Raw genomic sequence first — 25,478 nt, forward strand, 5'->3', positions numbered from 1 at the left:
CTAATGTGCTTTTTAATTGTGAGTGTTATTAAAATAACAACCACGATCATATTTTGTTGGAAATTTCACTCGTATGCTTCCTACCTCTTTTGAGTAATTAAGGATCGTACAATGGCTGCTTCAACATTTTTTATTCCTTCTGTGAATGTAATTGGCGCTGGTTCATTAAAAGATGCAATGAATACAATGGCGGAATATGGTTTTCGCCGTACGCTGATTGTCACGGACGCCATGCTGGCGAAATTAGGTATGGCGAGTGAAATTCAAAAAGCGCTGCAGGAACGTGATATTTTCAGCGTAATTTATGATGGTACGCATCCTAACCCTACGACCAGTAACGTTGCTGCTGGCCTGAAAATGCTGAAAGAAAATGACTGTGATAGTGTTATTTCTCTCGGCGGCGGTTCCCCGCACGATTGTGCGAAGGGGATTGCGCTGGTGGCGGCTAACGGCGGCGATATTAGTGATTACGAAGGCGTTGACCGCTCTGCAAAACCGCAACTGCCGATGATTGCCATCAACACCACGGCGGGTACGGCATCTGAAATGACCCGCTTCTGCATCATTACCGATGAAGTACGCCACATTAAAATGGCGATTGTGGATAAGCATGTTACGCCGCTGCTGTCCGTCAATGACTCCTCGCTGATGGTCGGTATGCCGAAGTCTCTGACGGCGGCTACCGGTATGGATGCGCTGACTCACGCTATTGAAGCCTATGTTTCTATTGCCGCGACCCCTATTACCGATGCGTGCGCGCTTAAAGCCGTCACCATGATTGCGGAAAACCTGCCGGTCGCCGTGGAAGAGGGCAGCAATGCTCAGGCGCGCGAAGCCATGGCCTATGCGCAGTTCCTCGCAGGTATGGCCTTTAACAATGCCTCTCTGGGATACGTGCATGCGATGGCGCACCAGCTGGGTGGCTTCTACGATTTGCCACACGGAGTATGTAATGCCGTACTGCTGCCGCATGTACAGGTATTTAATAGCAAAGTGGCTGCCGCCCGCCTGCGCGATTGCGCCTCGGCAATGGGTGTGAACGTTGCTGGTCTGAGCGAAGAGCAAGGGGCAGAAGCCTGCATCGCGGCGATCCGCGAACTGGCGCAGAAAGTGAATATTCCAGCCGGGTTGCGTGAGCTGAACGTGAAAGAAGAAGATTTTGCCGTTCTGGCGACTAACGCCCTGAAAGATGCATGTGGTTTCACTAACCCGATTCAGGCGACACATGAAGAAATCATGGCGATTTATCGTGCTGCCATGTAATTCGTGATACCTGTCGTAAAGCAGTAAAAGGCTGGCGAATTATTCGCCAGTCCCGTCTACCCTTGTAGTACCCCTACAGCAAGGAGACGGTCATGACCAATAACCCCCCTTCAACGCGTATTTACCCCGGCGAGTATGGTTACCCTCTGAAGTTAAAAGCCCGATACGATAACTTTATCGGCGGTGACTGGGTCGCCCCGGCGGACGGTGAGTATTACCAAAACCTGACACCGGTGACCGGGCAACTACTGTGCGAAGTGGCCTCTTCCGGCAAAAAGGACATCGATCTGGCACTGGATGCCGCGCACAAAGTAAAAGACAAGTGGGCGCAGACATCCGTGCAGGACAGAGCGGCGATTCTGTTCAAAATCGCCGATCGTATGGAGCAAAACCTGGAACTGCTGGCGACGGCAGAAACCTGGGATAACGGTAAACCCATCCGTGAAACCAGCGCGGCAGATGTGCCGCTGGCGATTGACCATTTCCGCTATTTCGCGTCCTGTATTCGTGCACAGGAAGGGGGAATCAGCGAGGTTGATAGCGAAACCGTGGCTTATCACTTCCATGAACCTCTTGGCGTGGTAGGGCAAATTATCCCGTGGAACTTCCCGCTATTGATGGCCAGCTGGAAGATGGCACCCGCCCTGGCAGCCGGTAACTGCGTGGTGCTGAAACCCGCGCGCCTGACGCCACTGTCCGTACTGTTGCTGATGGAAGTCATCGGCGATCTGCTCCCGCCTGGCGTGGTGAACGTGGTCAACGGCGCAGGGGGGGAAATCGGTGAGTATCTGGCGACGTCAAAACGTATTGCGAAAGTGGCGTTTACCGGCTCAACGGAAGTCGGGCAGCAGATCATGCAGTACGCCACGCAGAACATTATCCCTGTTACGCTGGAGCTGGGCGGGAAATCACCCAATATCTTCTTCGCGGACGTGATGGATGAAGAAGATGCGTTCTTTGACAAAGCGCTGGAAGGTTTTGCATTGTTTGCCTTCAACCAGGGCGAAGTATGTACCTGTCCGAGTCGTGCGCTGGTACAAGAATCCATTTACGAACGTTTTATGGAAAGAGCCATTCGTCGGGTGGAAAGTATCCGTAGCGGCAACCCGTTAGACAGCGTGACGCAAATGGGCGCACAGGTGTCGCATGGTCAACTGGAAACCATTCTGAATTACATCGACATTGGTAAGAAAGAAGGAGCAGATGTTCTCACCGGCGGGCGGCGCAAGCAGCTGGATGGCGAGTTAAAAGAGGGGTACTACCTCGAACCGACCATTCTGTTTGGTAAGAACAACATGCGGGTTTTCCAGGAGGAGATCTTCGGGCCGGTGCTGGCCGTCACGACGTTTAAAACCATGGAAGAGGCGCTGGAAATCGCTAATGACACCCAATATGGGCTTGGCGCTGGCGTCTGGAGTCGTAATGGAAATCTGGCGTACAAAATGGGACGTGGGATTCAGGCGGGGCGAGTTTGGACCAACTGTTACCATGCTTACCCGGCACATGCGGCGTTCGGCGGCTACAAGCAGTCGGGTATCGGGCGCGAGACGCATAAGATGATGCTTGAGCATTATCAGCAAACCAAATGCCTGTTAGTGAGCTACTCTGATAAACCACTGGGGCTGTTTTAATAGAATATAAATAGGCAGTATTAATACTGCCTATTCTCTATTAGTTATATAATGCAGCTGTAGCTTGTAGCTCATTGCTGAATTTATAAATATCATCCAATGATTCAATTGGATGGCGAGTTTCATTTTTCTCTAGATCAAATATTCCAATGTATTTTTGATTTCGATTAAAATGAAGTCGACAAAGTGGTTTTCTATTATTGTCATCTATTAATATGCCAAAATAGCTTTTTGTATCTCTGTGCATTATCCTGGGAGCATCGATTACCGTCCGAGTTATCGCCTTAACAATGTGAAACCCTTCAAGTTCATCCATTGTTGTAATAATATCACTCTCATCTTTTATAATGTTAGTAGGAGTGTCAGTCTCGTTCTCCGTATTTGTTGACTCCTGAACCTGAATTATATTCCCACCGATGGCTGATTTTAACCTTTCATTTACTTGGGCATTGATATATTGAGTCGCTGCTTTTTTAGTTAGTATCGTAAACGTTTCTCTAACCTTCTGTGTCAACATGCCTTCATATATTCTTGATGCAAAGAATTTTACGAAATCCTCTTCAGGGTTATTCAATTGTGTATGAAGGTGTTTTTTTATTAAACTCACATACTTTAATTCACCAGCGGCATTCAGTATCGACTCGAGGTCAAATGCAGATTTGGTAAGTTTCTTTATTTCAGGGATGACCATTTCATCTAAATCAAGAAGGTTGATCTCGAGAAATGGTTTTTCATCCATTTTATTTGGAGCATCTAAGTCAGTGAAAAATTTATACTCCTGCCCATTTGTTAGTATTGAAATTCTGGCGTTAGTTACATGAAAGTAGCGGAAAAGTTGTGAGGCATGATTTATGTTGAGAGGTTCTCCAATTTTCTTGCACTCAATAAGAATTTGAACTTCACCATTTTTCAGAATGGCATAGTCTATTTTTTCGCCTTTTTTTGTACCTACGTCACATACGAATTCTGGAATAACTTCTGTAGGGTCAAAAACATCGTAGCCAAGTACATTATTAATAAATGGCATAACAAAAGCATTCTTTGTCGCTTCCTCAGTTTCAGTAGCTCCAGATTGCTGTTTTATTTTTGATGCTAGTTGATTTAGCTTTTCCATAAACTCAACGGACATAACAAACTCCTTGTACCTATTTGCCATAAAAAGTAGATAAAACATGGTAGAAAGGTAAGTAGTCTTATATTTGATATCATGCAAGAATATAAGTGATGAAAGTTTGAAGTTTGTCACATTATTGGTGTAAATGCAGTAAAATATGAAATTAAACATTTCAGATTCTTAATGAAAAAGAAATCACTATCTATATAAATAGTAAGGTTATATTATTGAATGTTATGTTTATGATTAAGCTATGGAGAAGGATGAATACATTTTTAATGGGAATAAAATGGAGCGATTTATATCATTTGAACTGTAAGTGAAGGGGCTATATAACACATCAAAAGAGTAAAAAATAGCAGTTATTGCAAGTAAATATAGTTAGTGTACACATCATTGCTTCAGTTAACCAACTGCAAACAATGCTAACATTTTGGTTGCAAAGTGGTTGGTTCACGTATAGAGACCAACATTTAGAGAGGTATATCCGCTGAGTAGTTCTGTGCCAAGGGTAGCTGGCCAGGTATTAACGTGCTCTATTTCTGGAAAACGTCATCATACTGTCATGCTTTAGGTGTTATATATATAAACCTATATATCGTTATATAAATAAGACAATTGCATCCAATCTGGTCATTCCAATACTATTATCAACTCTATTGTTTAAATCAAATTGCATCCGAATTCCTTAATTTAAATCCCTGAGGCAAATATGTTCCTTAATTATTTTGCATTAGGAGTGCTTATTTTTGTATTCCTGGTCATTTTTTACGGGATTATTATTCTGCATGATATTCCCTATCTAATTGCAAAGAAACGTAACCATCCTCATGCCGACGCAATACATGTTGCGGGTTGGGTTAGTTTGTTTACCTTACATGTTATTTGGCCCTTTTTATGGATCTGGGCAACGCTTTATCGCCCGGAGCGCGGATGGGGTATGCAGAGCGCGGATTCTTCCCTGATCCAGCTTCAGGCAAGGGTTGCGGATCTGGAAAAGAAACTGGGCGAGGCCAAGACCTCTCCGGCGGAGTAATATCGATGGATTTACTGATTGTTCTGACCTATGTGGCGTGTGCATGGTCAATATTTAAAATTTTTAAAATTCCTGTAAATAAATGGACAGTTCCTACCGCGGCATTAGGCGGTATATTCATTGTTTGCGGACTTATATTACTGATGAATTATAACCATCCGTATACATTTAAGGCACAAAAAGCGGTAATTTCTATTCCCGTGGTGCCGCAGGTAACGGGTGTAGTGACAGAAGTGACGGATAAGAAGAATACGCTAATCAAAAAAGGCGAGGTTCTGTTTAAGCTTAATCCAGGGCGTTATCAGGCGCGGGTCGATCGCCTGAAGGCTGATATTGTCACCGTACAGCATAAAGAGCAGGCTCTGGTTGCGCAGTTAGACGAAATGAAAGCCAACACGCAGCGGGCAAAGGCCACGCGTGACAAACTGGCAAAAGATTACCAGCGCTATGCGCAGGGGAGTCAGGCGAAGGTGAATCCTTTTTCTGAACGCGATATCGATGCGGCGCGCCAAAACTACCTGGCGCAGGAAGCCTCGGTGAAATCCTCCGTTGCAGAACAGCAGCAAATTCAGAGTCAGTTAGACAGCCTGGTACTGGGTGAGAATTCGCAAATTGCCAGCCTGAAAGCACAGCTAGCGGAAGCAGAGTTCAACCTGGACCAGACCGTGGTTCGCGCGCCCAGCGATGGTTACGTCACGCAGGTGCTGATGCGCCCAGGAACCTATGCCGCCGCACTGCCGATGCGTCCGGTAATGGTATTCATCCCGGATCAAAAAAGACAAATTATCGCCCAGTTCCGTCAAAACTCGCTGTTGCGGCTGGAGCCAGGCGATGAAGCGGAAGTGGTGTTTAACGCTCTGCCGGGTAAGGTGTTTAGCGGTAAACTGGCCGCCATTAGTCCGGCGGTACCGGGTGGTACATACCAGTCGAACGGGGCACTGCAATCTTTAAACTCTACGCCCGGTTCGGAAGGGGTGATCGCCACGATTGAGCTGAACGACAATGCGGATGTGAACGCGTTACCTGATGGGATTTACGCCCAGGTCGCCGTTTACTCTGACCACTTCGAACATGTGTCGGTCATGCGCAAGGTCTTACTACGGATGACCAGCTGGGTGCATTACCTGTATCTCGACCATTAGACGCAGGCTATTTTGCTTGCTCAGTCTGCTGCTCCAGCGACTGAGTAAGCTGCTGGCGGATCTCTGCCAGCATCTCATCAAGAATAAACTGTACCCGCCATGGCTGATATTCGCGCTTGCGGAAAATCGCCACCAAATCCAGCCACCATTCATGTTGTTCTGAGAAACATGGAACCAGCAATCCTGATTGAACGTCTTTTTGTACACTCGCATTCGGCGCAAAAACAATGCCCAGATGGTTACGTGCCAGCGCCAATGCAGACTGTGTATTGTCGCAGACATAATTTCCGGTCACCCGATAATCGTGCATTTCCTTGCTGCCAGCGGAGGTGAAGCGCCAGATATTGGCATCATCTATCATCATGGAATCAATAAGGATACAGGAATGTTCTTCCAGTTCATCCGGACTCTTAATGGGATGTTCTTTGATATATTCAGGGCTGGCAAAAGCCGTTACTGCATATTTGGTAATGAAACTAGCGACCAGTGATTCATCTTTAGGGTGTGCATAGGTGATTAAAACATCACAATCATCAGGAAAGTCGACACCCTCATAAAATGCCTTTCGTTCAAGGTTATATGTTTTAAGTGAGAGGCTAATGCCGCCGATATTTTGGATTTTTGCAATAACATGTTGCGATAAGTAAGCAATAATACCGGTTGGGGCATATACCGTTACTTTGCCACGTTTCTCGTGCTTATAATCAGCAATGAAATTATTTAACTGCTCGTTTCTGTCTAACATGTCATTGATGTAAGGAAGTAACGCTATACCAAACGGCGTGAGGGTCAGCTGCCGGGTGGTGCGGTCAAACACCTTTAATCCAACTTTTGATTCAAAATCAGCAAGATATTTACTGACATTGGCCTGCGCGATGCCGAGAACAGTAGCGGCATGACTGATATTTTCACTGGCAGCGATTACCGAAATAATCTTCAGCTCCCGGTGTTTAAGTTGTAATTTATTCATCGCCAAGCCCAATATATATAATTTTTTATATATTACTATATAAATATGAACCTTGCACCGATGAAATTGTAAGCATTATTATGCACCAGCTTTGTAGCTTATTTTAAAATGGAATGTTGGCATGTTAATTAAACACAATATTGTGGCGCTGCTCGCCTTTTCTTTTATGGCGAGTGCAACTGCCGCAGAGTTTTCTATTGGCGCTGGTGCTGTATATAATGAATCACCTTATCGCGGGTATAATGATAATGTTCACGCAGTACCGCTTGTCAGTTACGAAAGTGAATCATTTTATTTTAGGCAAACAACGCTAGGTTATATTTTGTCTAAGAGTGAAAGTAATGAATTTAGTATTACTGCCTCTTATATGCCGCTTGAGTTTGATCCCGGCGATAATGACGATCATGCGATGAAAAAGCTGGATAAGCGTGACGCAACTGCAATGGCGGGTGCCGCGTGGTATCACCATGAAAGATGGGGTAGCGTGAAAGTCTCCGCCGCTGCGGATGTGCTGGACAACAGTAATGGCTGGGTAGGGGAAGTTTCACTGTTCCGTCCAATGCCGATGGGCAAGCTGACGCTGACACCATCGATTGGCGTGCTCTACTATGACGAAAAATTCAATGAATACTACTACGGCATATCGGGTAATGAGTCCCGTCGTAGTGGCTTATCAAGCTATTCCCCAGGCGATAGTTGGACACCGTATGTTGGCCTGTCCGCTAAATACGCATTGACCACTAACCTGACGCTGCTGGCAAGCGCCAACTATAGCGCACTGCCGGATGACATTAAAAATAGCCCAATGGTTGATCGCGATGACAGCTTCACCTTTATGTCCGGTCTGACCTGGCGTTTCTGATTTAAATATGTGCCTGATGGCGCTTTGCTTATCAGGCCTACGTGGATGGGTTTTGTAGGCCGGATAAGACGTGAAGCGTCGCCATCCGGCACGGTTTAATTACTGCTCGTTTATCCAGATACGCATTTCGCCTTCACCACGGTTTGCCCAGCTAAACCACGGAATAAACGTCAATGTATGCGCCTGACGCGAAGTTGGGGAAACATCGTAGTGCCACAACGATTGTTGTGCTGCATCGGCTGTACTTTGCTTCACGCCTTCAGCCTGAATTAACATTTTATGGCTGAACAGCCCCTTACCCTCGAATACTCTGAACTCACTCTCTTTTGGCAACCACAGATTATGCAATTCCTCGCCGTTGTCGGCTTGCTCCAGGCAATACACCAGCGGTCCGCGTTGAATAGCGACCTTACCAGCAACATGGCGCACTAATGGATTTCCGTACACCCGACGCACCGGCATTGGCAGGGTCAGACTGAGCGTATCGCCTTCCTGCCAGGTTCGGCTGATGTGCAAATAGCCTTTGCGAATATCCTGCTCAACTGGCTGACCATTCAGTAAAACCTGCGGTGCGGTGCACCAGTCTGGCAGGCGCAGGGCCAGGGTGTGATATATCGACTGCGGTGATTCGATGGCGATTTTCACCTGCTCATGCCATGGATAATCCCCGCTAATGCGCAGCTTGAGCGAGCCATCCGCCACGGGGACTTCCATGCTATTGCCCACGTACATATTGATATACAGCGCGTCCTGACGTGGTGTGTAGATGTAATGACCAATTGAGGTTAACACGCGGGCGATATTCGGCGGGCAACAGGCGCAGCCAAACCAGCGCTGACGAACGGGTTTCACGTGGTCATAAATATGATTGAATTTTAATGATTTAGGATGCACTTCCAGCGGGTTCACATAGAAGAAGTGCTTGCCATCGAGCGCCATCCCGCCCAATACAGTGTTATACAGGGCGCGCTCCATCACGTCGGCATACTGGCTGTCTGCCTCCATCTCCAGCATTCTGCGGGCGAACATCATTAGACAGATTGAGGCGCAGCTTTCCGCATACACGGAGTCGTTAGGCAGATCGTAATCACTGCTAAACGCCTCGCCGCTGCTTTGTGAACCGATCCCGCCGGTAATGTACAACTGACGCTGGGCCATGTTTTTCCACAGACGCAGGCAATCCTGACGTTTGCCTTCGTCCTGGCTCAAGCGTGCCAGATGCGCCACGCCGGTCATCAGATAAACAAAACGTACTGCATGACCGATCGCCGTTTGCTGTTCTGAAATGGGCTGATGAGCCTGGCTATAGGGTTTATCCTTCACCATCCATGCCGGGCCGTAAGTATGCCAGTAAGAGGTTTGGCCACGCTTTTCGTACTCTTCATCATAGAAATGGGGTTGCGCGCCGCGCTGTTCCACAAAGTAATTTACCAGCGCCATATAGCGTGGTTGCTGGGTCACTTCGTATAAGCGCATTAACGCCAGCTCAATTTCCGGGTGTCCCGGATAGCCGCGCAGTTGATTCTCTCCAGGCCCGAAAACGTTATCGATGTGGTCTGCCAGGCGGCACACTACGTCTAAAAGACGACGTTTTCCCGTCGCCTGAAAGAACGCGACGCCTGCTTCGATCAAATGACCTGCACAGTACAACTCATGACACTCGGCGAGGTTAGTCCAGCGTTCATCTGGGGCTTTCACTGTAAAGTATGTATTGAGATAGCCGTCTTCACACTGCGCAGCGGCCACCAACTCGATGACCTCATCTGCGGTTTTCTCAAGTTCCGCATCAGATTTCTGGCACAGGGACCAGGCGACTGCCTCCAGCCATTTCGCTACGTCGCTATCCTGAAAAACCATGCCGTAAAATTCGCCATCCTGCAGTCCTGCGGCGATACGAAAGTTCTCTATTGCATGACTTGGTTCCGCCTCTGCAATGCGGTCATTGAGCGCATCCCATTGGTAGGGGATCACGACATCACGGACCAACTGTTGGTATTGTCCGAGGAACGGATCGCTGACGGTGAGCTTATGCAGGTCGACTTCCAGTACGTTCATTTCGTGCTCCTTAAGGCTGTACATGACGCTGACGCAGATCGGTGGCAATGCGCGACATCATCGGATTATTGAGTTTGCAGATGCGGACAGACAGCGCCAGCAGCAGGTGGAACAGTGCGGGCAGCAGCGTTTCCATCGCGGTAATTCCTTGCAGCGAACTGGAGGTTTGATTACCAGCGCCTGGCTGATAGGCGACAAAAATAAACAGCAGGCTGATGATCCCCGCGCTCGAGGCCCAGGCCAGCTTGATGAAAAACAGGTTGAAGGCGAAATTCATGCCGGAAGAACGCACGCCGGTTTTCCACTCGCCGTAGTCGTCGGCAAAGGCCATCAGCGAGAAGTGCAGTGGCAGCGTGAAGCCCAGAATAATGCCGTTGCCGAGGATCACCGCCAGCCATAATGTTTGATAAGCCGAACCGGTTGGCAGGAACCACATCATCACTGCCAGGGCTGCCAGCACCAGGTTGGTGTAGTAATAGAGTTTGACGGTATCTATACGGCGGGTCAGCGGGCTGACAACCACTGAACCGATGATGGACGCAAAGGTCACCATGGTGAAAAACAGCGACGTGTAAGCGGTACTGCCTTCCAGCACGTAGGTAATGAAATACATGTACCCGCCGCCACGAATATTGAAGACGTTAATCAGCAGGAAAGACATCACCAGCATCAGCAGCAACTGGTCATTTTTGCGTAGCCCACCAATGTGTTCACGCAGGGTAAATTTCCCCATCATCGCCAGCGGCACACGCTCGCGAACCCAGAAGAAGCAGCACAGGAACATCACCACCGCGATGGCGCACAGGATGCCCACGCCGAACTGATAACCCTGCGCGGCATTGCCCTGACCCAGAATATCCACCATCCACGGCAGACCAACGGAGACAAGGAATCCCGCCACGCCGCACAGCACAAAGCGCCAGGACTGACAGGCGATCACCTCGTTATGGCGGGTCGTCATGGTGTTGATCAGCGCACAATACGGTACGTTGATGGCGGTATAGCCGACAGAAAGCAGTAGATAGGTGCCGAATGCCCAGGCGATTTTTACGCTCATGCTGGCGTCAGGGACGGTAAACGTGAGTACGCCAATGATGCCAATGGGAATTGCCACCCACAGCTGCCATGGGCGAAAACGCCCCCAGCGGCTTTGCGTGCGGTCGGCAAGTATGCCCATTATCGGATCGGAAATGGCATCAAATACGCGCAGGGCAATAAACAATGTGCCGACCAGCGCGGGCGTTAACCCGAAGACATCGGTGTAGAAAAATGTCAGGAAGTTCATGATCAGACAGGTAATTACCGTCCCGCCAGCATCGCCTAACCCATAACCTATTTTTTCACGCAGGGATAATTTGTCGTCCTGGGCACGTTGTGCCAAATCAGATGTCGTAATCGGAGCCGAAGTCATAAATAACTCCCGGAGAGGATGTTCAGAAAGTATCCCGCTACGTTGCGGGTTATTTGTTTGTAATTTGCAAAGTACGTTATTTATTCTGCACGAAATGTTTGGGTCAACAAGGGAAGAGAAAAGTATAAAAAGATGACAATTCCGACTTCATTATAAAAATGTGATTTCGATCCGGCGAAAAGCAAGTTTATCGTTAATAATCAATGATAAAGATCGGTTTAAATAATGCAATAAGCGGGAATTTGAATATATATGCTCGAATTATCCATGTCTCTTCCGATTAAAGTGCAAAATGGTGGGCTATTTATTTCCCGAGGCGTGGGAAGCCATCCGGCGCGGCAATTGCAATCCTGGGAAATTATCTTTGTCGAAAAAGGGACATTAACGATTCGCGAAGGCCAGACCGTTTTTTGCGTGAATGCCGGAGAAAGTTTGCTGCTATGGCCGCAGCGTTCGCATATTGGTGTGGGACAGTTTCCGGCTGATTTGAAATTTTACTGGCTACACTTTGAGGTGACAGCAGAAAACGATGCTTCACTTACAGAACCGTTGCTTGCGATTCCTCAGCATGCCCGGGTTAGCGAGCCACAAAATATTATTTCGCTGTTTCGCCAGTTCTTACGCGAGCAGGAAAATATTCATCGCAGCGTTGCGCTGGAACTGATCCTACTGCTGATTTTGCAGCAAATCTCTGCGGCGGCTAGCGAGCAACCCGCAGATAGCCCCGGTAATGCGCTGGCATGGAAAGCGCAACAAATAATCCACACCCAGTTCCACCTGCCGATTAGTGCTTCAACTCTGGCGAAAGAACTGCATTGCAATGCCGACTATCTGGGGCGTGTATTCCGGAGCGTTTTCCGGCTGACGCTAACTGAAGCGTTGCATCGCCAGCGGGTAAGGGCGGCAGAAAAACTGTTGATCAGCGATTCGTTGTCGCTTACCGAAGTGGCGATTAAATGTGGGTTTAATGATGTGGGTTACTTTCGCAAAATCTTTCGTAAACATACCAGCCTGACGCCTGCGGCGTGGAAACGGCGCTACTGCAAAGAGCATATTAATTCGGCGTAAATGAGGATCGCCGGGTGGCGCTATGCTTACCCGGCCTACAAAATAACAGACCAGTGCAAGCACAGCGCCGCCGGACGTTAGTTTTGCCCGTAATACGCATTCACACCGTGTTTGCGCAGATAATGTTTATCCAGCAACTCAGGCTGCATATCCGGCAACTGCGGAGCCAACTGGCGCGAGAACAGCCCCATGTAGGCGCACTCTTCGAGCACCACGGCGTTATGTACGGCGTCTGCGGCATCTTTACCCCAGGCAAACGGACCGTGTGAATGTACTAACACTGCCGGAACCTGCAGCGGATTGAGATCGCGTTGCTCAAAGGTCTGAATGATCACCTCACCGGTTTGATATTCATATTCACCGTTGATCTCCTCAACGGTCATCAGCCGGGTACACGGAATTGAACCATAGAAATAATCGGCATGCGTGGTGCCCCATGCCGGGAGATCAAGACCCGCCTGTGACCAGATCGTCGCGTGGCGTGAATGGGTGTGGACGATCCCACCGATTTCAGGGTAGCGACGGTACAGCGCCAGATGAGTTGGCGTGTCAGATGAGGGTTTTTTACTGCCTTCAACCACGTCGCCGCTGGCAATATCCACCACCACCATATCGTCGGCGGTCATCACGTCATATTCCACGCCGGACGGCTTAATCACCATCAGCTTACGCGTTTCATCCACAGCGCTGACGTTACCCCAGGTAAAGGTGACTAAACCATGAGCCGGAAGCGCCAGATTGGCCGCCAGCACATCGGCTTTCAGTTGTTCTAACATGGAAATCCTCCTTCCTGCATACGTGCTTCTATCCAACGTCGTGCCTGGATAATTTCCAGTACCGGCTCTTTTGCTTTTTCAGTCCACATTTCAATCAGAAACGACCCGCGATAGTTCAGCTCATGCAGCGTTTTGAAGATACCAACAAAGTCCACGCACCCTTCGCCAAAAGGGACATCGCGAAACTGGCCCGGATGGGTTTCGGTTACCGGCAGCGTGTCTTTCAGGTGGATAGCGGCGATACGGTCGATGCCCAGCGTCAATTCGGCAGTGACGTCATTACCCCATGCGCTGAGGTTGCCCACGTCCGGATAGACGGTGAACCACGGCGATGACAGCATTTCATCCCACTTTTTCCACTTGCTAATTGAGTTCATAAAAGCGGTATCCATGATTTCTACCGCCAGCATGACCTGCGCGGCGGCGGCTTGCTCGACTGCCCATGCCAGCCCTTCGGCAAAGCGCTGCTGCGTACCTTCGTCATGTTCCTCGTAATAGACGTCGTAACCTGCCAGTTGAATAGTGCGGATACCCAAATCGCGCGCGAGACGAATGGCTTTGGTCATGATGTCGCGTGCCCGAATACGGACTGATTCATCGCGGCTGCCAAACGGAAAACGGCGGTGGGCGGACAGGCACATTGAGGGGATTGCCACGCCGGTTTCCAGCATCGCACTCACCAACGATGCACGCTGAGCAGGGCTCCAGTCGAGACGCGACAGGCGTTCATCGGTTTCATCCACCGACATCTCGACGAAATCAAAACCACAGCTTTTCGCCAGCACCAGACGCTCCGGCCAGGAGAGGTCTTTCGCCAGCGCTTTTTCATAGATACCTAACGGATGATTACGCATACTGTGCTCCCCAGATGGCGTCGATTTGCGCATGGAATTCAGCGGCAACCTGCGTTGGGTTTTGCGCCCCAGCCAGCGCGCGTCCGGCGATAAAGGCTTTAACGTTGATATCGCGAAACAGCGGCAGGTCGGCGGGCGTAATCCCGCCGGTAATCGACAACTCCAGACCGATATCGGAAAGCGCTTTCATGCGCGCCAGATCCGCTTCTCCCCATTGTTGTCCGCTGGCCTGAGCATCGCGGCCACGATGGTAAATTGCCTGGCGAACCCCAACGCGATACCAGTCACGGGCATCATCCAGCGTCCAGTTGCCGAACAGTTCCATCTGAATTTCGCCGCCGCAGGACTGCGCGACGCCATGGCCTTTCTCCACCGTCGCCAGTGGGGCAGCGCAGATGATGGTCATCCAGTTAGCGCCAGCGCCAAATGCTTGCTGTGCGAGGGTTTCACCCGCATCGGCCACCTTCCAGTCGGCAACGATGATTTTATTTGGGCACTGGGCTCGTAGCGCTTTCACGGCAGCCAGGCCTTCGGTTAAGCAGAGAATCGTCCCTGCCTCAACGATATCGACGCTCTCTTGTAGCAGTGCGACATCGTGTTGGGCCGCCTGCAGGTTGGTGTGGTCGAGCGCCAGTTGCAGTAATGGTCGACTCATCATTCGTGCTCCTTAATGCGGGCGTGATAGCCCTGTAGTGCGGTAATTAAATTCTGGTATTGGCGGTATTTACGCTGGTAGCTCGCATGCGCCGTAGCGTCTGGCAGCAGTGTGCGAACCGGGTGCTGTAAGCTACGCTGCGCGTCGCTGAAATTGTGATAAACGCCGGTGCCTACGCGGGCGGCGAGCGCAGCGCCAAAGCAGCCGGTCTCTTCAATCTGTGGCAATTCGATACGTAAACCGCTGACGTCTGCCAGCATTTGCATCCAGATGTCGGAGTGCGCCGGACCTCCGGTGACGCGCAGGGTATGCGCCTGCGTAAAACGTTCGCGCATGCGGTTCAGGTGGGTCATGTGGCTGAAAACCACGCCTTCGTAGATGGCCTGTAATAAGTGGGCGCGAGTGTGTATAGCCTGCATGCCATAAAAGCCGCTGGTCATCTCCAGCCCGGCGTTACTGCCGTACAAAAAGGGCAGGAAGAAAAGCGCGCTACCAGCTTTCGGTAAGCTGGCAACGGCCTGATTAATTTCATCAAAAGAGAGTTCACCCCACTGAGCGGTAAACCATTCCAGATTGCCGGAGGAGGTCGGACTGGCTTCGTGAACGATGTACTGCCCGTCATTCACATAGCGGCCATAAACATAGGGATGGGGCTCGTGGTCGCGCAGGCCGTGAGCGATCCCGCTGGTGACAGCCCATGTTCCCATCACCGCGTTGAGGGTGTGCTCATCTTCGATACCGGCGCAGAGTGCGGTGGAAACCACATCAAACAGTCCGCCGACGACGGGGGTACCCGCCGCCAGACCGGTTATGGCGGCTGTCTGGGCGGTGATTTCCCCGCATATTTCTGCTGAACCCACGATGGGAGGCAGGGCAGGGTCGATTTCACTGATGCCCAGCCACTGAGTCAGCCTCGGGTCGTACTGACCCGTAGTCATGTTGTAGAGGTTCGACTCGGAGATATTGCTCTCTTCGCAGCCTTTGACGCCGGTTAGGCACCAGCGCAGGTAGTCGTGACCCATCATGACGCTACCAATTTGCGCGTAGCGCTGGGGGGCGTTCTCTTTCACCCAGCGCAGGAGCGATGCCGGATGCCCGGTCCACAATGTCTGGCGGGTGACCGGGTAGAGCTGCTCAGGGATCCCATCTTGCTGCCAGCGCTGAACGATTTCCATCGCGCGTCGGTCAGAAGAGAGAATGGCATTGCCTAGCGGCTTATCTTGCTTATCGAGAAGGAACAGACCTTTTCCCTGAGCAGATATACCGACGCCTTTGATTTGCTCACCACGGACGCCTGTGCGCTTTAACAGCCCGGCAATGGTCGCGACGCACTGTTGCCACAGTTGGTGCATATCGCGTTCGGCGTAACCTGGTAATGGCGATATTGTCTGCAGCGATTGCCGGTTAATTCCCTGTTCATGACCTTTGGCATCATACAAACCTGCTTTCAGATATGTACCGCCGCAATCAATACCCAGCCAGAAGGTCGCTTTCTCACTCATCTTTGTTATCTCATTTTTGCCGGATGGCGCTGCGCTTATCCAACCTGGGACGGTTGCTAGCTGTAGGCCCGGTAAGCGAAGCGCCACCGGGCATTGTTTTAAGCTGTACGTTTATGTGGATTCAGCGTCTTTAGCGGCGCGGCGCCGGCATCGCATTTCGCTGGCAGCAGCAGCGCCATCAGCGCGGCCAGAGCCAGTGAAATGGCCAGGCAGTAAACGCCCGCATCTTTGCTGTACAGGGTGATGAGAACGCCGACTGCGTAAGGGCCGCAGAAACCACCGAGGTTGCCGAGAGCGTTGATGACCCCACGTGCGCCACCGGCCATTTCCGCACTGAACAAACGCGCTGGAATAGTCCAGAACACGCCTGCAGCCGATTGCAGGAAGAATCCGCAGCCGACCAGCGCGGCATAAGCCAGCCAGACGTTATTTTTCAGCGCCACAGAGAGGAACATGCACAAGGCGAAGCCAATCAGCGGCAGGCAGACGAACAGCTTGCGTTTACCGGTGCGGTCAGAGAGTGAAGAGAACAGGAACATCCCGGCAATTGCGCCGACGTATGGCAGAATGGCGAGCATGCCGACCTGTCCCATGCTGCTGTGCGTCAACTCTTTGAGGATGGTCGGCAGCCACAGGGTGTAACCGTAAATCCCGGTCTGATAGAAGAAGTTCAGCGCGATTAGCTGCCACATGGTTTTATCGGACAGCACTGCACTCAGAGAGGCATTTTTGACTTCGGTTCCGGCAATGGCTTTTTGCTCGGCGGCCAGCGTCTCAACGAGGTAATTTTTCTCGGCCTCAGAGATCCAGCGCGCTTCCTGTGGACGGTCGTAAACGGTATAGGCCCACAGCACCAGGACGACGACCGACAATAAACCTTCAATGATAAACAGCCAACGCCAGTCGAGAACGGTAATGATCCAACCCGAGAGCGGGGCGGTGATGATCCCGGCAATCGGCACAAACATAATCACAATCGCATTGGCGCGACCGCGTTCTGCATCGGGGAACCAGTTACTGATCATCGTCAGCACGACCGGCAGCATGCCACCTTCGGCAACGCCGAGTAAGAAGCGCAAAACCAGCAGTTGATACTGATTCGTGATTAAACCCGTCAGAACGGAAATGACCGCCCAGGCAACCAGCGACCAGCCGATAAATTTCTTGCCGCTGCCGTGAACGGCAATTTTTCCGCCGGGAACCTGTAAAAACAGATAGCCGATAAAGAAAATACCGCCGGCCAGACCGGCCATGGTGGCGGAAATACCTAATTCCTCATCCATTCCGCCGGGCATCGCGAATGCGATATTGACGCGGTCCATATAAGAAATAATACAGGCGATGAGAATAGGTGGAATAATCCGTAGCCAGCGCTGACGGGGTATGTCTTGAAGTGTAGGGCGAGAGGTCATGTTCATATTAATATTCTCGTAGAGTAGTATTTTATTTTTATAGTTTTGCTTTATTTAATGCGGCGATACCGTCGCGCAATATCGCTACACGATGGTTCACATCTGCACTGGCATTTATTTCCAGCAATTTAATGCCAGAAAATTGCAATGGCTCAACTCCTGCGCAGGCGAATAATTCGTGGGCATGCTCTGTGGTCATTAGACCTTCTGGACAGAAAGGGGCAAACGGTGCATGTAAGTCCTGCCACTCGCCGTATTCCCCCGTAAGCGTGGTGCCGGAGAACATCAGTGCGCCCAGTTTCCCAGCCCGTTTGGTCTGCTGCGTGTGGGTCAGCGGTAGAGTGGGGCTCTGCCCTTCAATAGCCGAGCGCGCCCAGTTAATGCACACGCTGATGCCATATCCGGTTATCGCGTCCAGCACGTTGTCTAACGGTAAAAAGCCTTTGCGTGGCGCGGGACCTGTCATGGCATCGCAATGTTCCAGCACCAGATCGCAGGACCAGTCCCAGCGGGTAATTTCTTTCAGTGAACGAGCAAACGCGTCGGTGGCCTGATCGACGTTCGGGTTGCCTGCTAGTGGGGCCGCATGCAGCTCCAGCGCGATTACTTTTCCGCCATTGGCTGCATTGATATGGTTGATTTTCTGCTGCAGATGGCGGTAATACGCCACGCAGGCTTTACGCTGTTCTTCGTCGCTGGAGGCCAGCCCGAAACCACCATTAGTCCCGCGACGGCGCATGGTTTCCATAATAGCCGTGACCACGATTTGCCAGTCGCCCGGCGTATGGCGTAATAACCATTCGTCGCCTAACGGATGCAGATTTTCAAGGCAGGGCTGCTCCAGTCCGCGAATATCCGGGGTATCAGAGAGTTGTCGCCAGAATTCCTTCTCTTCCTCTTCACCCTTTTGGTGAAATGAGGGTGCACAAGGGTACGCACCGATAATATAACCGGTAGTGTTAGCTTTCATTTTTGTGCTCCTTTTATAAAACTGAAATAGCAACCTTTACGACTATTTTGCGGATCGGTGTGGCGACAGTTTTATGACATGCTGGACGATGAACATCTTGTGGGAAGAATATGGCGTAACTTCCCGGAATCATTTCAATAAAAGACTCATGTTCGCTGGCGTGATAAAAAATAATATCGCGCTGTTCTAATAACGATTCACTGATTTGGTTATTCCCGGTATCAATGGCGATCCCGATTTTCTCTTCACCCCAGGCCAGAAACTGAATATCCAGATAGAGACGATGCACCTCAGGACGATTTTCGGCAACGTCACGCGTGGTTAAATCGATAATTTGCGCGAAGATATTTTTACCGTCGATCTCCACCACGCCCGGCTCCAGTTTGCGAAAATCTGCGGTGCGCAGAAAGTCGAGCGCCCTTTCAATCGCAGCAGGCAAATGGCATGGGTTAGGTTGAGCAATATGTCCGAAGATCATGGTGTTGCTCCTTACAGGGCCTGAATTTTTGCCCAGACGCTGTCGTCAACGGTGATACCGTTCCGGCGATTTTCTTCCAGTAGCTTCGTAAACTCGTGGCCCGGCAGACGGACAGGCGTGTTTTCATCTGCGCGTTCGGCGGTGGTGATGAAATCCATAATCCGCTGTAGCTTGGCATCACGGGTGGCGCCATCGATCAGCTTATCCACTTCAATGGCGATAAATATCTGTGAAACGCCATATTCATCGCTGTTATCCTGGGTGACTTCCGCAACGGAAGAGCCATCAGAAAGCAGGGTGGCAATCATATCCAGCACAATCGACAGACCTGAACCTTTCCAGTAACCCATTGGTAATATGCGGCGGTTTTTTTCGATAACGCCCGGCTCTTTGGTGAGATTGCCTTCATCATCAAAGCCACCGTCTACCGGCAGTTCGCGACCGGCCAGGCGATTCACTTCCAGCATGCCGTAGGAGAACATCGACATCGACATATCAACCATGGTGATTGGCGATGAGGGGATCGCGACGATCAGTGGGTTAGTGCCAATGCGGCACTCTTTCGAACCCCACGGCGGCATGACAGCAATCGAGTTAGTCCAGCAGATACCGATGTAACCTTTCTCCGCCGCCTGCCAGCCATAGCTGCCGCCGCGCATCCAGTGGTTGGCGTTACGCAGTGCGACCAGGCCAATACCGTGATCGGAGGCCAGCTCAATGGCTCTGTCCATCATCTTTTTCGCCGTCAGGTTGCCGATCGAACGCTGGGCATCCCATTGTTCAATCGCCCCCAGGCTGGTAATGCGTTGCGGTTTGGCCTCAGGAATGATGTCGCCGTTATCCAATTGCTGAATAAAACGAGGAAAACGATTCACACCGTGCGAATAAACGCCGGACTCGGTGGTGCGCGCAAACATTTCGGCACAGGCATCGGCGGTTTCAACGGCAATACCGCGTGCCAGCAGTACCCGATTGAACGCATCTTTCAACTGCTCAAAAGTGACTTTCATTCCTGTTTCCTTGTTTAAATTTGATCGCTTTTTTATCTCTAAATTTCACTATGCGAAATCTGATTTCAAATATAGCGATCAAATTTTGACAGATCAACGGGGTGGTCTATTTTTTAAAATCATCAAAATCAAATAGTTGTGTTTTTTCGGTTCAGATCGTGAACTGAAACACACTTTGCGCTACCATCAGAGCGCGACGAAAAGGGGAGCGGAAGCGATGGGCACAAAAGAGAGTGAAATGACGCAAGACAAAGAGAGGCCAGCCGGAAGTCAGAGCCTGTTCCGTGGTTTGATGTTGATTGAGATTCTGAGTAACTATCCGAATGGGTGCCCATTGGCCCATCTGTCTGAACTGGCCGGGCTGAACAAAAGTACTGTGCATCGACTCCTGCAAGGGCTGCAGTCCTGCGGATATGTCACGCCTGCACCTGCTGCGGGTAGCTATAGGCTGACCACCAAATTTATCGCCGTTGGGCAGAAGGCGCTGTCGTCACTGAATATCATCCATGTTGCCGCTCCGCACCTCGAAGCGTTGAATATTGCTACTGGTGAAACAATCAACTTCTCCAGCCGTGAAGATGACCACGCGATTCTGATTTATAAGCTGGAACCGACGACGGGCATGCTGCGTACTCGCGCTTATATCGGTCAACATATGCCACTGTATTGCTCCGCGATGGGTAAAATTTACATGGCGTTTGGGCATGCGGATTATGTGAAATCTTACTGGGAGAGCCATCAGGATCTTATTCAGCCGCTGACCCGCAATACCATTACCGGTTTACCGGCGATGTACGACGAATTGGCGCAGATCCGCGAAAGCAGTATGGCGATGGATCGGGAAGAGAACGAATTGGGCGTTTCCTGTATTGCCGTGCCGGTGTTTGATATTCATGGTCGGGTGCCGTACGCAGTGTCAATTTCACTCTCTACCTCGCGACTTAAGCAGATAGGGGAAAAAAATCTACTCAAGCCGCTACGGGAAACCGCGCAGGCCATTTCAAATGAGCTGGGTTTTACCGTTCGCGATTAGGCACATGCCAGGCGTCGTTCAGGCACCTGACACTATTTAACCGTTTCCCCTGTCCGATCAAAGCGTCAGGGGCGGTCTCTCTGGCACTCTGTGGTTTTCATGCAGAAGGAGGGGGCAATGAACGCGTTTATTATGGCGGATGCGGCAAAATGTATTGGGTGTCGTACCTGTGAAGTTGCCTGTGTCGTCGCGCATCAGCAAAACCAGGACTGTGCGTCGGTCTCTTCTTCTGCGTTTATCCCGCGGATTCGGGTAATCAAAGACGACGCCTTTACAACGGCGGTCGCCTGCCATCAATGCGAAGACGCTCCCTGTGCGAATGTGTGTCCAACATACGCCATTCGTCGCGAACATGGGCATATCTTCGTTGAACAAACACGTTGTATTGGCTGTAAAAGCTGTATGCTGGCCTGCCCGTTTGGGGCAATGAATGTCGTCGCCCGTTCGTCGCGGGTGCAGGCGATAAAATGCGATTTGTGCTGGCATCGCGAGACGGGGCCAGCGTGTGTCGAAGCCTGCCCGACCAGCGCGTTGCAGTGTGTTGATGCCGTCAGTATTCAGCGCCAGCGCCTGCGTTCACAGCCGCTGTGAAGTGAGCCCGACCCACACCTGGGTCGGGTTTGCGTTAGCCTTCCAGCCAGGCGCGTTCGATCTCTTCTGCCAGAATCTTCACCCCAGCTTCGATTTTCTCAGGTTCTGGTACGTAGTTCATCCGCATGCACTGATGGGTATGCGGCCAGGGTTTATCCAGACCTGGGAAGAAGTAGTCACCAGGAACCATCAGTACGCCGCGCGCTTTCAGGCGCTGATACAACAGTTCGGTGGTGATCGGTAAGTCTTTGAACCATAACCACAGGAAAATCGCGCCTTCAGGTTTATGGATAAGGCAGCGATCTTCTGACAAGTAGCGGCGAATAATCGCAATCGTCTCCTGAACGCGCTGATAGTAAAACGGCTTGATAACCGTTTCGGACAGGCGCAGCAGATCGTTACGTTTAATCATCTCACACATCATTGCCGGACCCATTCCGCCAGGAGCCAGGCTGATGATGCCGTTCATATTGGTAATCGCAGTGATGATTTTTTCATTCGCGATAATGATGCCGCAGCGGGAACCTGGCAGGCCCAGCTTGGAAAGGCTCATACACAGCACAATGTTGGGGTTCCACAGCGGGCGTGCTTCGCTAAAAATGATGCCAGGGAACGGTACCCCATAGGCGTTATCAATCACCAGTGGGATCCCATGCTGGTTGGCCAGCCGGTCCAGCTTCATCAGCTCGTCGTCGGTGATCACGTTGCCTGTCGGGTTAGTGGGGCGCGACACGCAGATCATGCCCGTTTCTTCACCGATGTGCAGGTGTTCAAAATCAACGTGATACTTAAATTGGCCTTCCGGTAGCAGCTCAATGTTCGGACGTGCTGAGACGAAGAGATCTTCTTCCAGCCCGGAATCGGCATAGCCAATGTATTCCGGCGCTAACGGGAATAACACTTTTTGCGTTGTTCCGTCAGCGCGGCGTCCGGCGAACAGATTGAATAAGTAGAAAAACGCGCTCTGACTGCCATTTGTCAGTGCAATATTTTGTGGCTCGATATCCCAACCCTGCTTCTCACGTAGCAGTTTCGCCAGTTCAGACAGTAGCTCGGTTTTCCCTTGCGGACCGTCATAATTGCAAAGCGCATCAGTGGCTTTGCCGTTTGCCAGCATATCTGTCAGCAGAGACTGGAAGTAATTTTGCATCTCTGGAATTTGCGCCGGATTACCACCGCCGAGCATGATGGCGCCTGGGGTGCGTAAACCGTCGTTGAGGTCCTCCATCAGGCGGGTGATGCCTGAATGGCGGGTAAATTTGTCGCCAAAAAGTGAGAATGTCATAGCAGGGGGTCTGTCGAACTGAGTAGTAAAGTGGCTAACCATAGCGCTACCTATGGCAGGGTGCAAATCAGGGGGAGCGGGCTGGATTGATGTTTTGTGCTACAGATGCTTTCCTGGCTGGTTTTTTATTTTGTGTTGGGCTTCCCGCTGTATGCACAGCGAGAAGCCTGTTGGGATCAGGGCTGACCGGCCCACACCACCATTACTTTATCGTCACCATGCTCACGGATAAATCCGTATCCCTGCTTTAGGGTCAGCGTGGTTTGTTTACCTGCACCGATGGCGGGATGCCTGGCCCTGAACTGGCTGATACGCTGCCAGTGTGCAACGCTGGCGGCAGATTTTCCGGTCACATCCTGCCAGTTCATTTCTGAGCGCGTACCCTGCAATGGGTCTGAACCTGTTGGTCCAAAGGGCCGGGCCGACTCGTCGCCGTAAAAGAGTTGTACCGCGCCTGGCGCCAGCAGCAATAGCTCGGCAGCTTTATCTCGACCTTCGCGAAACAGACGCGTATCGTGCGAGGATAGATAGCTCAGAACGTTGAAATCCTGCAATTTTTCAGCCATCTGTTGCCAGGTGACATCCATATTTGCCAGACAATCGACGGCCTTTGCCGCCTGCTCCTGATAGTCGAAATTGATCATCGCATCAAAGCCGTGACGGTAATAGTCGCTTTGCATCACGCCGTGACCCCAGGCCTCGCCGGTCATCCAGAAAGGTTTATCATCCAGCGCTTTATCCGGGTTCGCTTTCTTCCATTCAACCAGTGCCGCGCTGGCCTGTGTTTTTAACTGCTGCCAGGCGGGAAGTTCGACGTGTTTGGCGGTATCGACCCGAAACCCGTCAATCCCGTAATCACGCACCCACTGGCTGAGCCAGTGGGTCAGATAATCGCGGGGCTTGTAACCAGCAATAGCTTTAGCGTGCGTATCCGGTTTGTGTTGATAAAAGTTTGGTAGCCCGGAAGGCGTGGTGGATTCGGTTTTCAGATCGGGCAGGAAAGCCAGCGACATGGTCAGGTCGTCAAAACCCGGATTGTCGTAATCGCCAATATCGGTGCGGATCCAGTTTTTCCCCCACCATTTTTCCCAGCCTGCTTTATCGCTGAAGTTGATGTAATCATTAAAGCTGTGCCAGCTTTGCCCGGCGGCTGGCTTCCAGTCCGTCCAGCGTTCACCGAGCGTGTTTTTCAGTTCATCTCCCGACAAGTACAGGGTCCCAAACTGATACTCCTGCATATCCGCCAGCGTGGCGTAGCCGGTATGGTTCATGACGACATCGAACAGGATGCGAATGCCGCGCTGGTGCGCACCGTCAACCAGCGCACGCAGGTCAGCTTCATTACCCATATTCGCGTCGAGCGTGGTCCAGTCCTGAGTGTAATAGCCGTGGTAAGCATAATGGGGGAAATCACCTTTGGTGCCACCGCCGACCCAGCCGTGAATTTGCTCAAACGGCGCGCTGATCCACAGGGCGTTGATGCCTAACTGTTGTAGATAGTCGAGTTTGCTGGCCAGACCGCGCAAATCGCCCCCGTGGAAAGTGCCAATTTCCTGCATGCCGTCGTTGCGACGCCCGTAGCTGTGGTCGTTGCTTGGGTCACCATTTACAAAGCGATCCGTCAGGACGAAGTACACCGTAGCGTTATGCCAGTCGAAAGCGGCTGGGGCGTCAGTTTCCGCCCGTTCCAGCAGCAACAGTCCGTTACTGGCTGCAGCTGGCTGTAGGGTAATCGACCCATTTTTTACCGTTGCCGTTTGCTGGCTGTAGAAATCACGTACCACGGCACCTTCCGGAAAGGTCTGGCTCACATCCAGTGTTAACGGCGAACCATCCCATTTCGGGCACTGGCGAATCTGGGTCGTGACAGGGTCAGCGGCGCTTTTTACCGAGAGCATCAACGTTGGCGTTCCGGAGCGGGTATCCACTTCCAGCGTGTAATCGCCGTCTTTGAATAAGCGCCACTGTGGCGGGGCGCCTTCACACGGTTTTAGTGACAGCATCTGGTTGAGTTTTATTGCATCAGCAGGCTGCCAGCACTGTTGGTCAAAATTTAGGATTAAAGGACGCGTACCCTTCGTCAACGCTGCATGGCTGACGAATTTACCCGTACCTTCCGCTTCGAAGGTGGGGAGTCCCTGAGAAGTCCATGATGAGGCGATGGCAATGCCGGGCATGAGCGCCAGCGCAACGGCGGCAAGTTTCATAATGCTGTCCTTGGTGCTGCAATTTTCGCCAGTTTGCCAGTGAAATCAGGCCGGAAACTCCTCCTTTGAGTCGATTCCGCCAGGAGGAGAAGTGAGGGTGAGCGATCGCGCGCAAAAAATGAACTTATTTTGCGATAACCTCCACATTTTCTT

The 25,478-nt window shown here is 51.1% G+C and carries 22 protein-coding genes; 8 read left to right on the plus strand and 14 right to left on the minus strand.

Annotated features, from left to right (window positions below):
* Positions 1 to 111 precede the first annotated feature (111 nt).
* Together yiaY and aldB are read left to right on the plus strand one after the other, a co-directional pair.
* A complete protein-coding gene (yiaY, locus tag IB222_RS00660) occupies positions 112 to 1,263 on the plus strand; it encodes an L-threonine dehydrogenase (protein ID WP_003827343.1) in 1,152 nt (383 codons plus the stop codon).
* Between the two features lie 92 nt (positions 1,264 to 1,355).
* Entirely contained in the window at positions 1,356 to 2,894 is a 1,539-nt protein-coding gene (gene aldB / locus IB222_RS00665; RefSeq protein ID WP_003827344.1) for an aldehyde dehydrogenase AldB, read from the plus strand.
* A 40-nt stretch (positions 2,895 to 2,934) separates the two neighbouring features.
* Here aldB and IB222_RS00670 read toward each other — a convergent pair whose 3' ends face one another.
* Complete coding sequence (locus IB222_RS00670; RefSeq protein WP_149384375.1) at positions 2,935 to 4,023, minus strand: type I restriction endonuclease; 1,089 nt, start codon at positions 4,021 to 4,023, stop codon at positions 2,935 to 2,937.
* Between the two features lie 697 nt (positions 4,024 to 4,720).
* Here IB222_RS00670 and IB222_RS00675 point away from each other — a divergent pair.
* Positions 4,721 to 5,044 (plus strand): DUF3302 domain-containing protein, encoded by a 324-nt coding sequence (locus IB222_RS00675; protein WP_003024200.1) that lies wholly within the window; start codon positions 4,721 to 4,723, stop codon positions 5,042 to 5,044.
* A 5-nt stretch (positions 5,045 to 5,049) separates the two neighbouring features.
* Complete coding sequence (locus IB222_RS00680) at positions 5,050 to 6,186, plus strand: HlyD family secretion protein (protein ID WP_149384376.1); 1,137 nt, start codon at positions 5,050 to 5,052, stop codon at positions 6,184 to 6,186.
* A gap of 7 nt (positions 6,187 to 6,193) precedes the next feature.
* Here the strand turns inward: IB222_RS00680 and IB222_RS00685 are convergent, their stop codons facing one another.
* The gene (locus tag IB222_RS00685; RefSeq protein WP_149384377.1) at positions 6,194 to 7,156 is read right to left on the minus strand and encodes a LysR family transcriptional regulator; all 963 of its coding nucleotides are present in this window, start codon (positions 7,154 to 7,156) and stop codon (positions 6,194 to 6,196) included.
* 121 nt (positions 7,157 to 7,277) lie between these two features.
* Here IB222_RS00685 and IB222_RS00690 point away from each other — a divergent pair, with 121 nt between their 5' ends.
* Positions 7,278 to 8,018, plus strand: coding sequence for a MipA/OmpV family protein (locus IB222_RS00690; RefSeq protein WP_003827347.1), 741 nt, complete (start codon positions 7,278 to 7,280; stop codon positions 8,016 to 8,018).
* 99 nt (positions 8,019 to 8,117) lie between these two features.
* Here IB222_RS00690 and IB222_RS00695 read toward each other — a convergent pair whose 3' ends face one another.
* Positions 8,118 to 10,073, minus strand: a complete 1,956-nt coding sequence (locus IB222_RS00695; RefSeq protein WP_149384378.1) for a glycoside hydrolase family 127 protein — start codon at positions 10,071 to 10,073, stop codon at positions 8,118 to 8,120.
* Between the two features lie 10 nt (positions 10,074 to 10,083).
* Entirely contained in the window at positions 10,084 to 11,484 is a 1,401-nt protein-coding gene (locus IB222_RS00700) for an MFS transporter (protein ID WP_148361329.1), read from the minus strand.
* Between the two features lie 252 nt (positions 11,485 to 11,736).
* On the opposite strand from IB222_RS00700, the gene IB222_RS00705 reads away from it, so the two are divergent.
* A complete protein-coding gene (locus IB222_RS00705) occupies positions 11,737 to 12,552 on the plus strand; it encodes a helix-turn-helix domain-containing protein (protein WP_126317239.1) in 816 nt (271 codons plus the stop codon).
* A gap of 77 nt (positions 12,553 to 12,629) precedes the next feature.
* On the opposite strand, the gene araD is transcribed toward IB222_RS00705, so the two are convergent.
* The 8 genes from araD to yiaK form a co-directional block, all read right to left on the minus strand.
* The gene (gene araD / locus IB222_RS00710) at positions 12,630 to 13,328 is read right to left on the minus strand and encodes an L-ribulose-5-phosphate 4-epimerase (protein WP_003827351.1); all 699 of its coding nucleotides are present in this window, start codon (positions 13,326 to 13,328) and stop codon (positions 12,630 to 12,632) included.
* A complete protein-coding gene (locus IB222_RS00715; RefSeq protein ID WP_003827352.1) occupies positions 13,322 to 14,182 on the minus strand; it encodes an L-ribulose-5-phosphate 3-epimerase in 861 nt (286 codons plus the stop codon). The genes araD and IB222_RS00715 overlap by 7 nt, the downstream gene beginning before the upstream one ends.
* Positions 14,175 to 14,837, minus strand: coding sequence for a 3-keto-L-gulonate-6-phosphate decarboxylase UlaD (ulaD, locus tag IB222_RS00720; RefSeq protein WP_148362650.1), 663 nt, complete (start codon positions 14,835 to 14,837; stop codon positions 14,175 to 14,177). The genes IB222_RS00715 and ulaD overlap by 8 nt, the downstream gene beginning before the upstream one ends.
* The gene (locus IB222_RS00725; RefSeq protein ID WP_148361330.1) at positions 14,837 to 16,339 is read right to left on the minus strand and encodes an FGGY-family carbohydrate kinase; all 1,503 of its coding nucleotides are present in this window, start codon (positions 16,337 to 16,339) and stop codon (positions 14,837 to 14,839) included. The genes ulaD and IB222_RS00725 overlap by 1 nt, the downstream gene beginning before the upstream one ends.
* 98 nt (positions 16,340 to 16,437) lie before the next feature.
* Positions 16,438 to 17,757: an MFS transporter gene (locus IB222_RS00730; RefSeq protein ID WP_003827355.1), complete on the minus strand. Its 1,320-nt coding sequence runs from the start codon at positions 17,755 to 17,757 to the stop codon at positions 16,438 to 16,440.
* A gap of 31 nt (positions 17,758 to 17,788) precedes the next feature.
* Positions 17,789 to 18,721 (minus strand): DUF4862 family protein, encoded by a 933-nt coding sequence (locus IB222_RS00735; RefSeq protein ID WP_149384379.1) that lies wholly within the window; start codon positions 18,719 to 18,721, stop codon positions 17,789 to 17,791.
* Positions 18,722 to 18,734: 13 nt separating this feature from the next.
* Positions 18,735 to 19,199 carry a YhcH/YjgK/YiaL family protein gene (locus IB222_RS00740; protein ID WP_149384380.1) on the minus strand — a complete coding sequence of 155 codons (465 nt, stop codon included), beginning with the start codon at positions 19,197 to 19,199 and terminating at the stop codon, positions 18,735 to 18,737.
* Between the two features lie 11 nt (positions 19,200 to 19,210).
* Positions 19,211 to 20,209: a 3-dehydro-L-gulonate 2-dehydrogenase gene (gene yiaK, locus IB222_RS00745; RefSeq protein ID WP_003827358.1), complete on the minus strand. Its 999-nt coding sequence runs from the start codon at positions 20,207 to 20,209 to the stop codon at positions 19,211 to 19,213.
* A gap of 217 nt (positions 20,210 to 20,426) precedes the next feature.
* Here yiaK and yiaJ point away from each other — a divergent pair, with 217 nt between their 5' ends.
* Positions 20,427 to 21,242, plus strand: a complete 816-nt coding sequence (gene yiaJ, locus IB222_RS00750; protein WP_003827359.1) for an IclR family transcriptional regulator YiaJ — start codon at positions 20,427 to 20,429, stop codon at positions 21,240 to 21,242.
* Between the two features lie 117 nt (positions 21,243 to 21,359).
* The gene (locus IB222_RS00755) at positions 21,360 to 21,833 is read left to right on the plus strand and encodes a 4Fe-4S dicluster domain-containing protein (protein ID WP_149384381.1); all 474 of its coding nucleotides are present in this window, start codon (positions 21,360 to 21,362) and stop codon (positions 21,831 to 21,833) included.
* Between the two features lie 34 nt (positions 21,834 to 21,867).
* Here the strand turns inward: IB222_RS00755 and avtA are convergent, their stop codons facing one another.
* Both avtA and malS read right to left on the minus strand, forming a co-directional pair.
* Positions 21,868 to 23,160 carry a valine--pyruvate transaminase gene (avtA, locus tag IB222_RS00760; protein ID WP_003827361.1) on the minus strand — a complete coding sequence of 431 codons (1,293 nt, stop codon included), beginning with the start codon at positions 23,158 to 23,160 and terminating at the stop codon, positions 21,868 to 21,870.
* A gap of 134 nt (positions 23,161 to 23,294) precedes the next feature.
* Positions 23,295 to 25,325, minus strand: a complete 2,031-nt coding sequence (malS, locus tag IB222_RS00765; protein ID WP_149384382.1) for an alpha-amylase — start codon at positions 25,323 to 25,325, stop codon at positions 23,295 to 23,297.
* Positions 25,326 to 25,478: the final 153 nt, after the last annotated feature.

Origin of the sequence: Citrobacter sp. C13, from assembly GCF_014596815.2 — a bacterium.
In the GTDB taxonomy this organism is placed as follows: Bacteria; Pseudomonadota; Gammaproteobacteria; order Enterobacterales; family Enterobacteriaceae; genus Citrobacter; species Citrobacter portucalensis.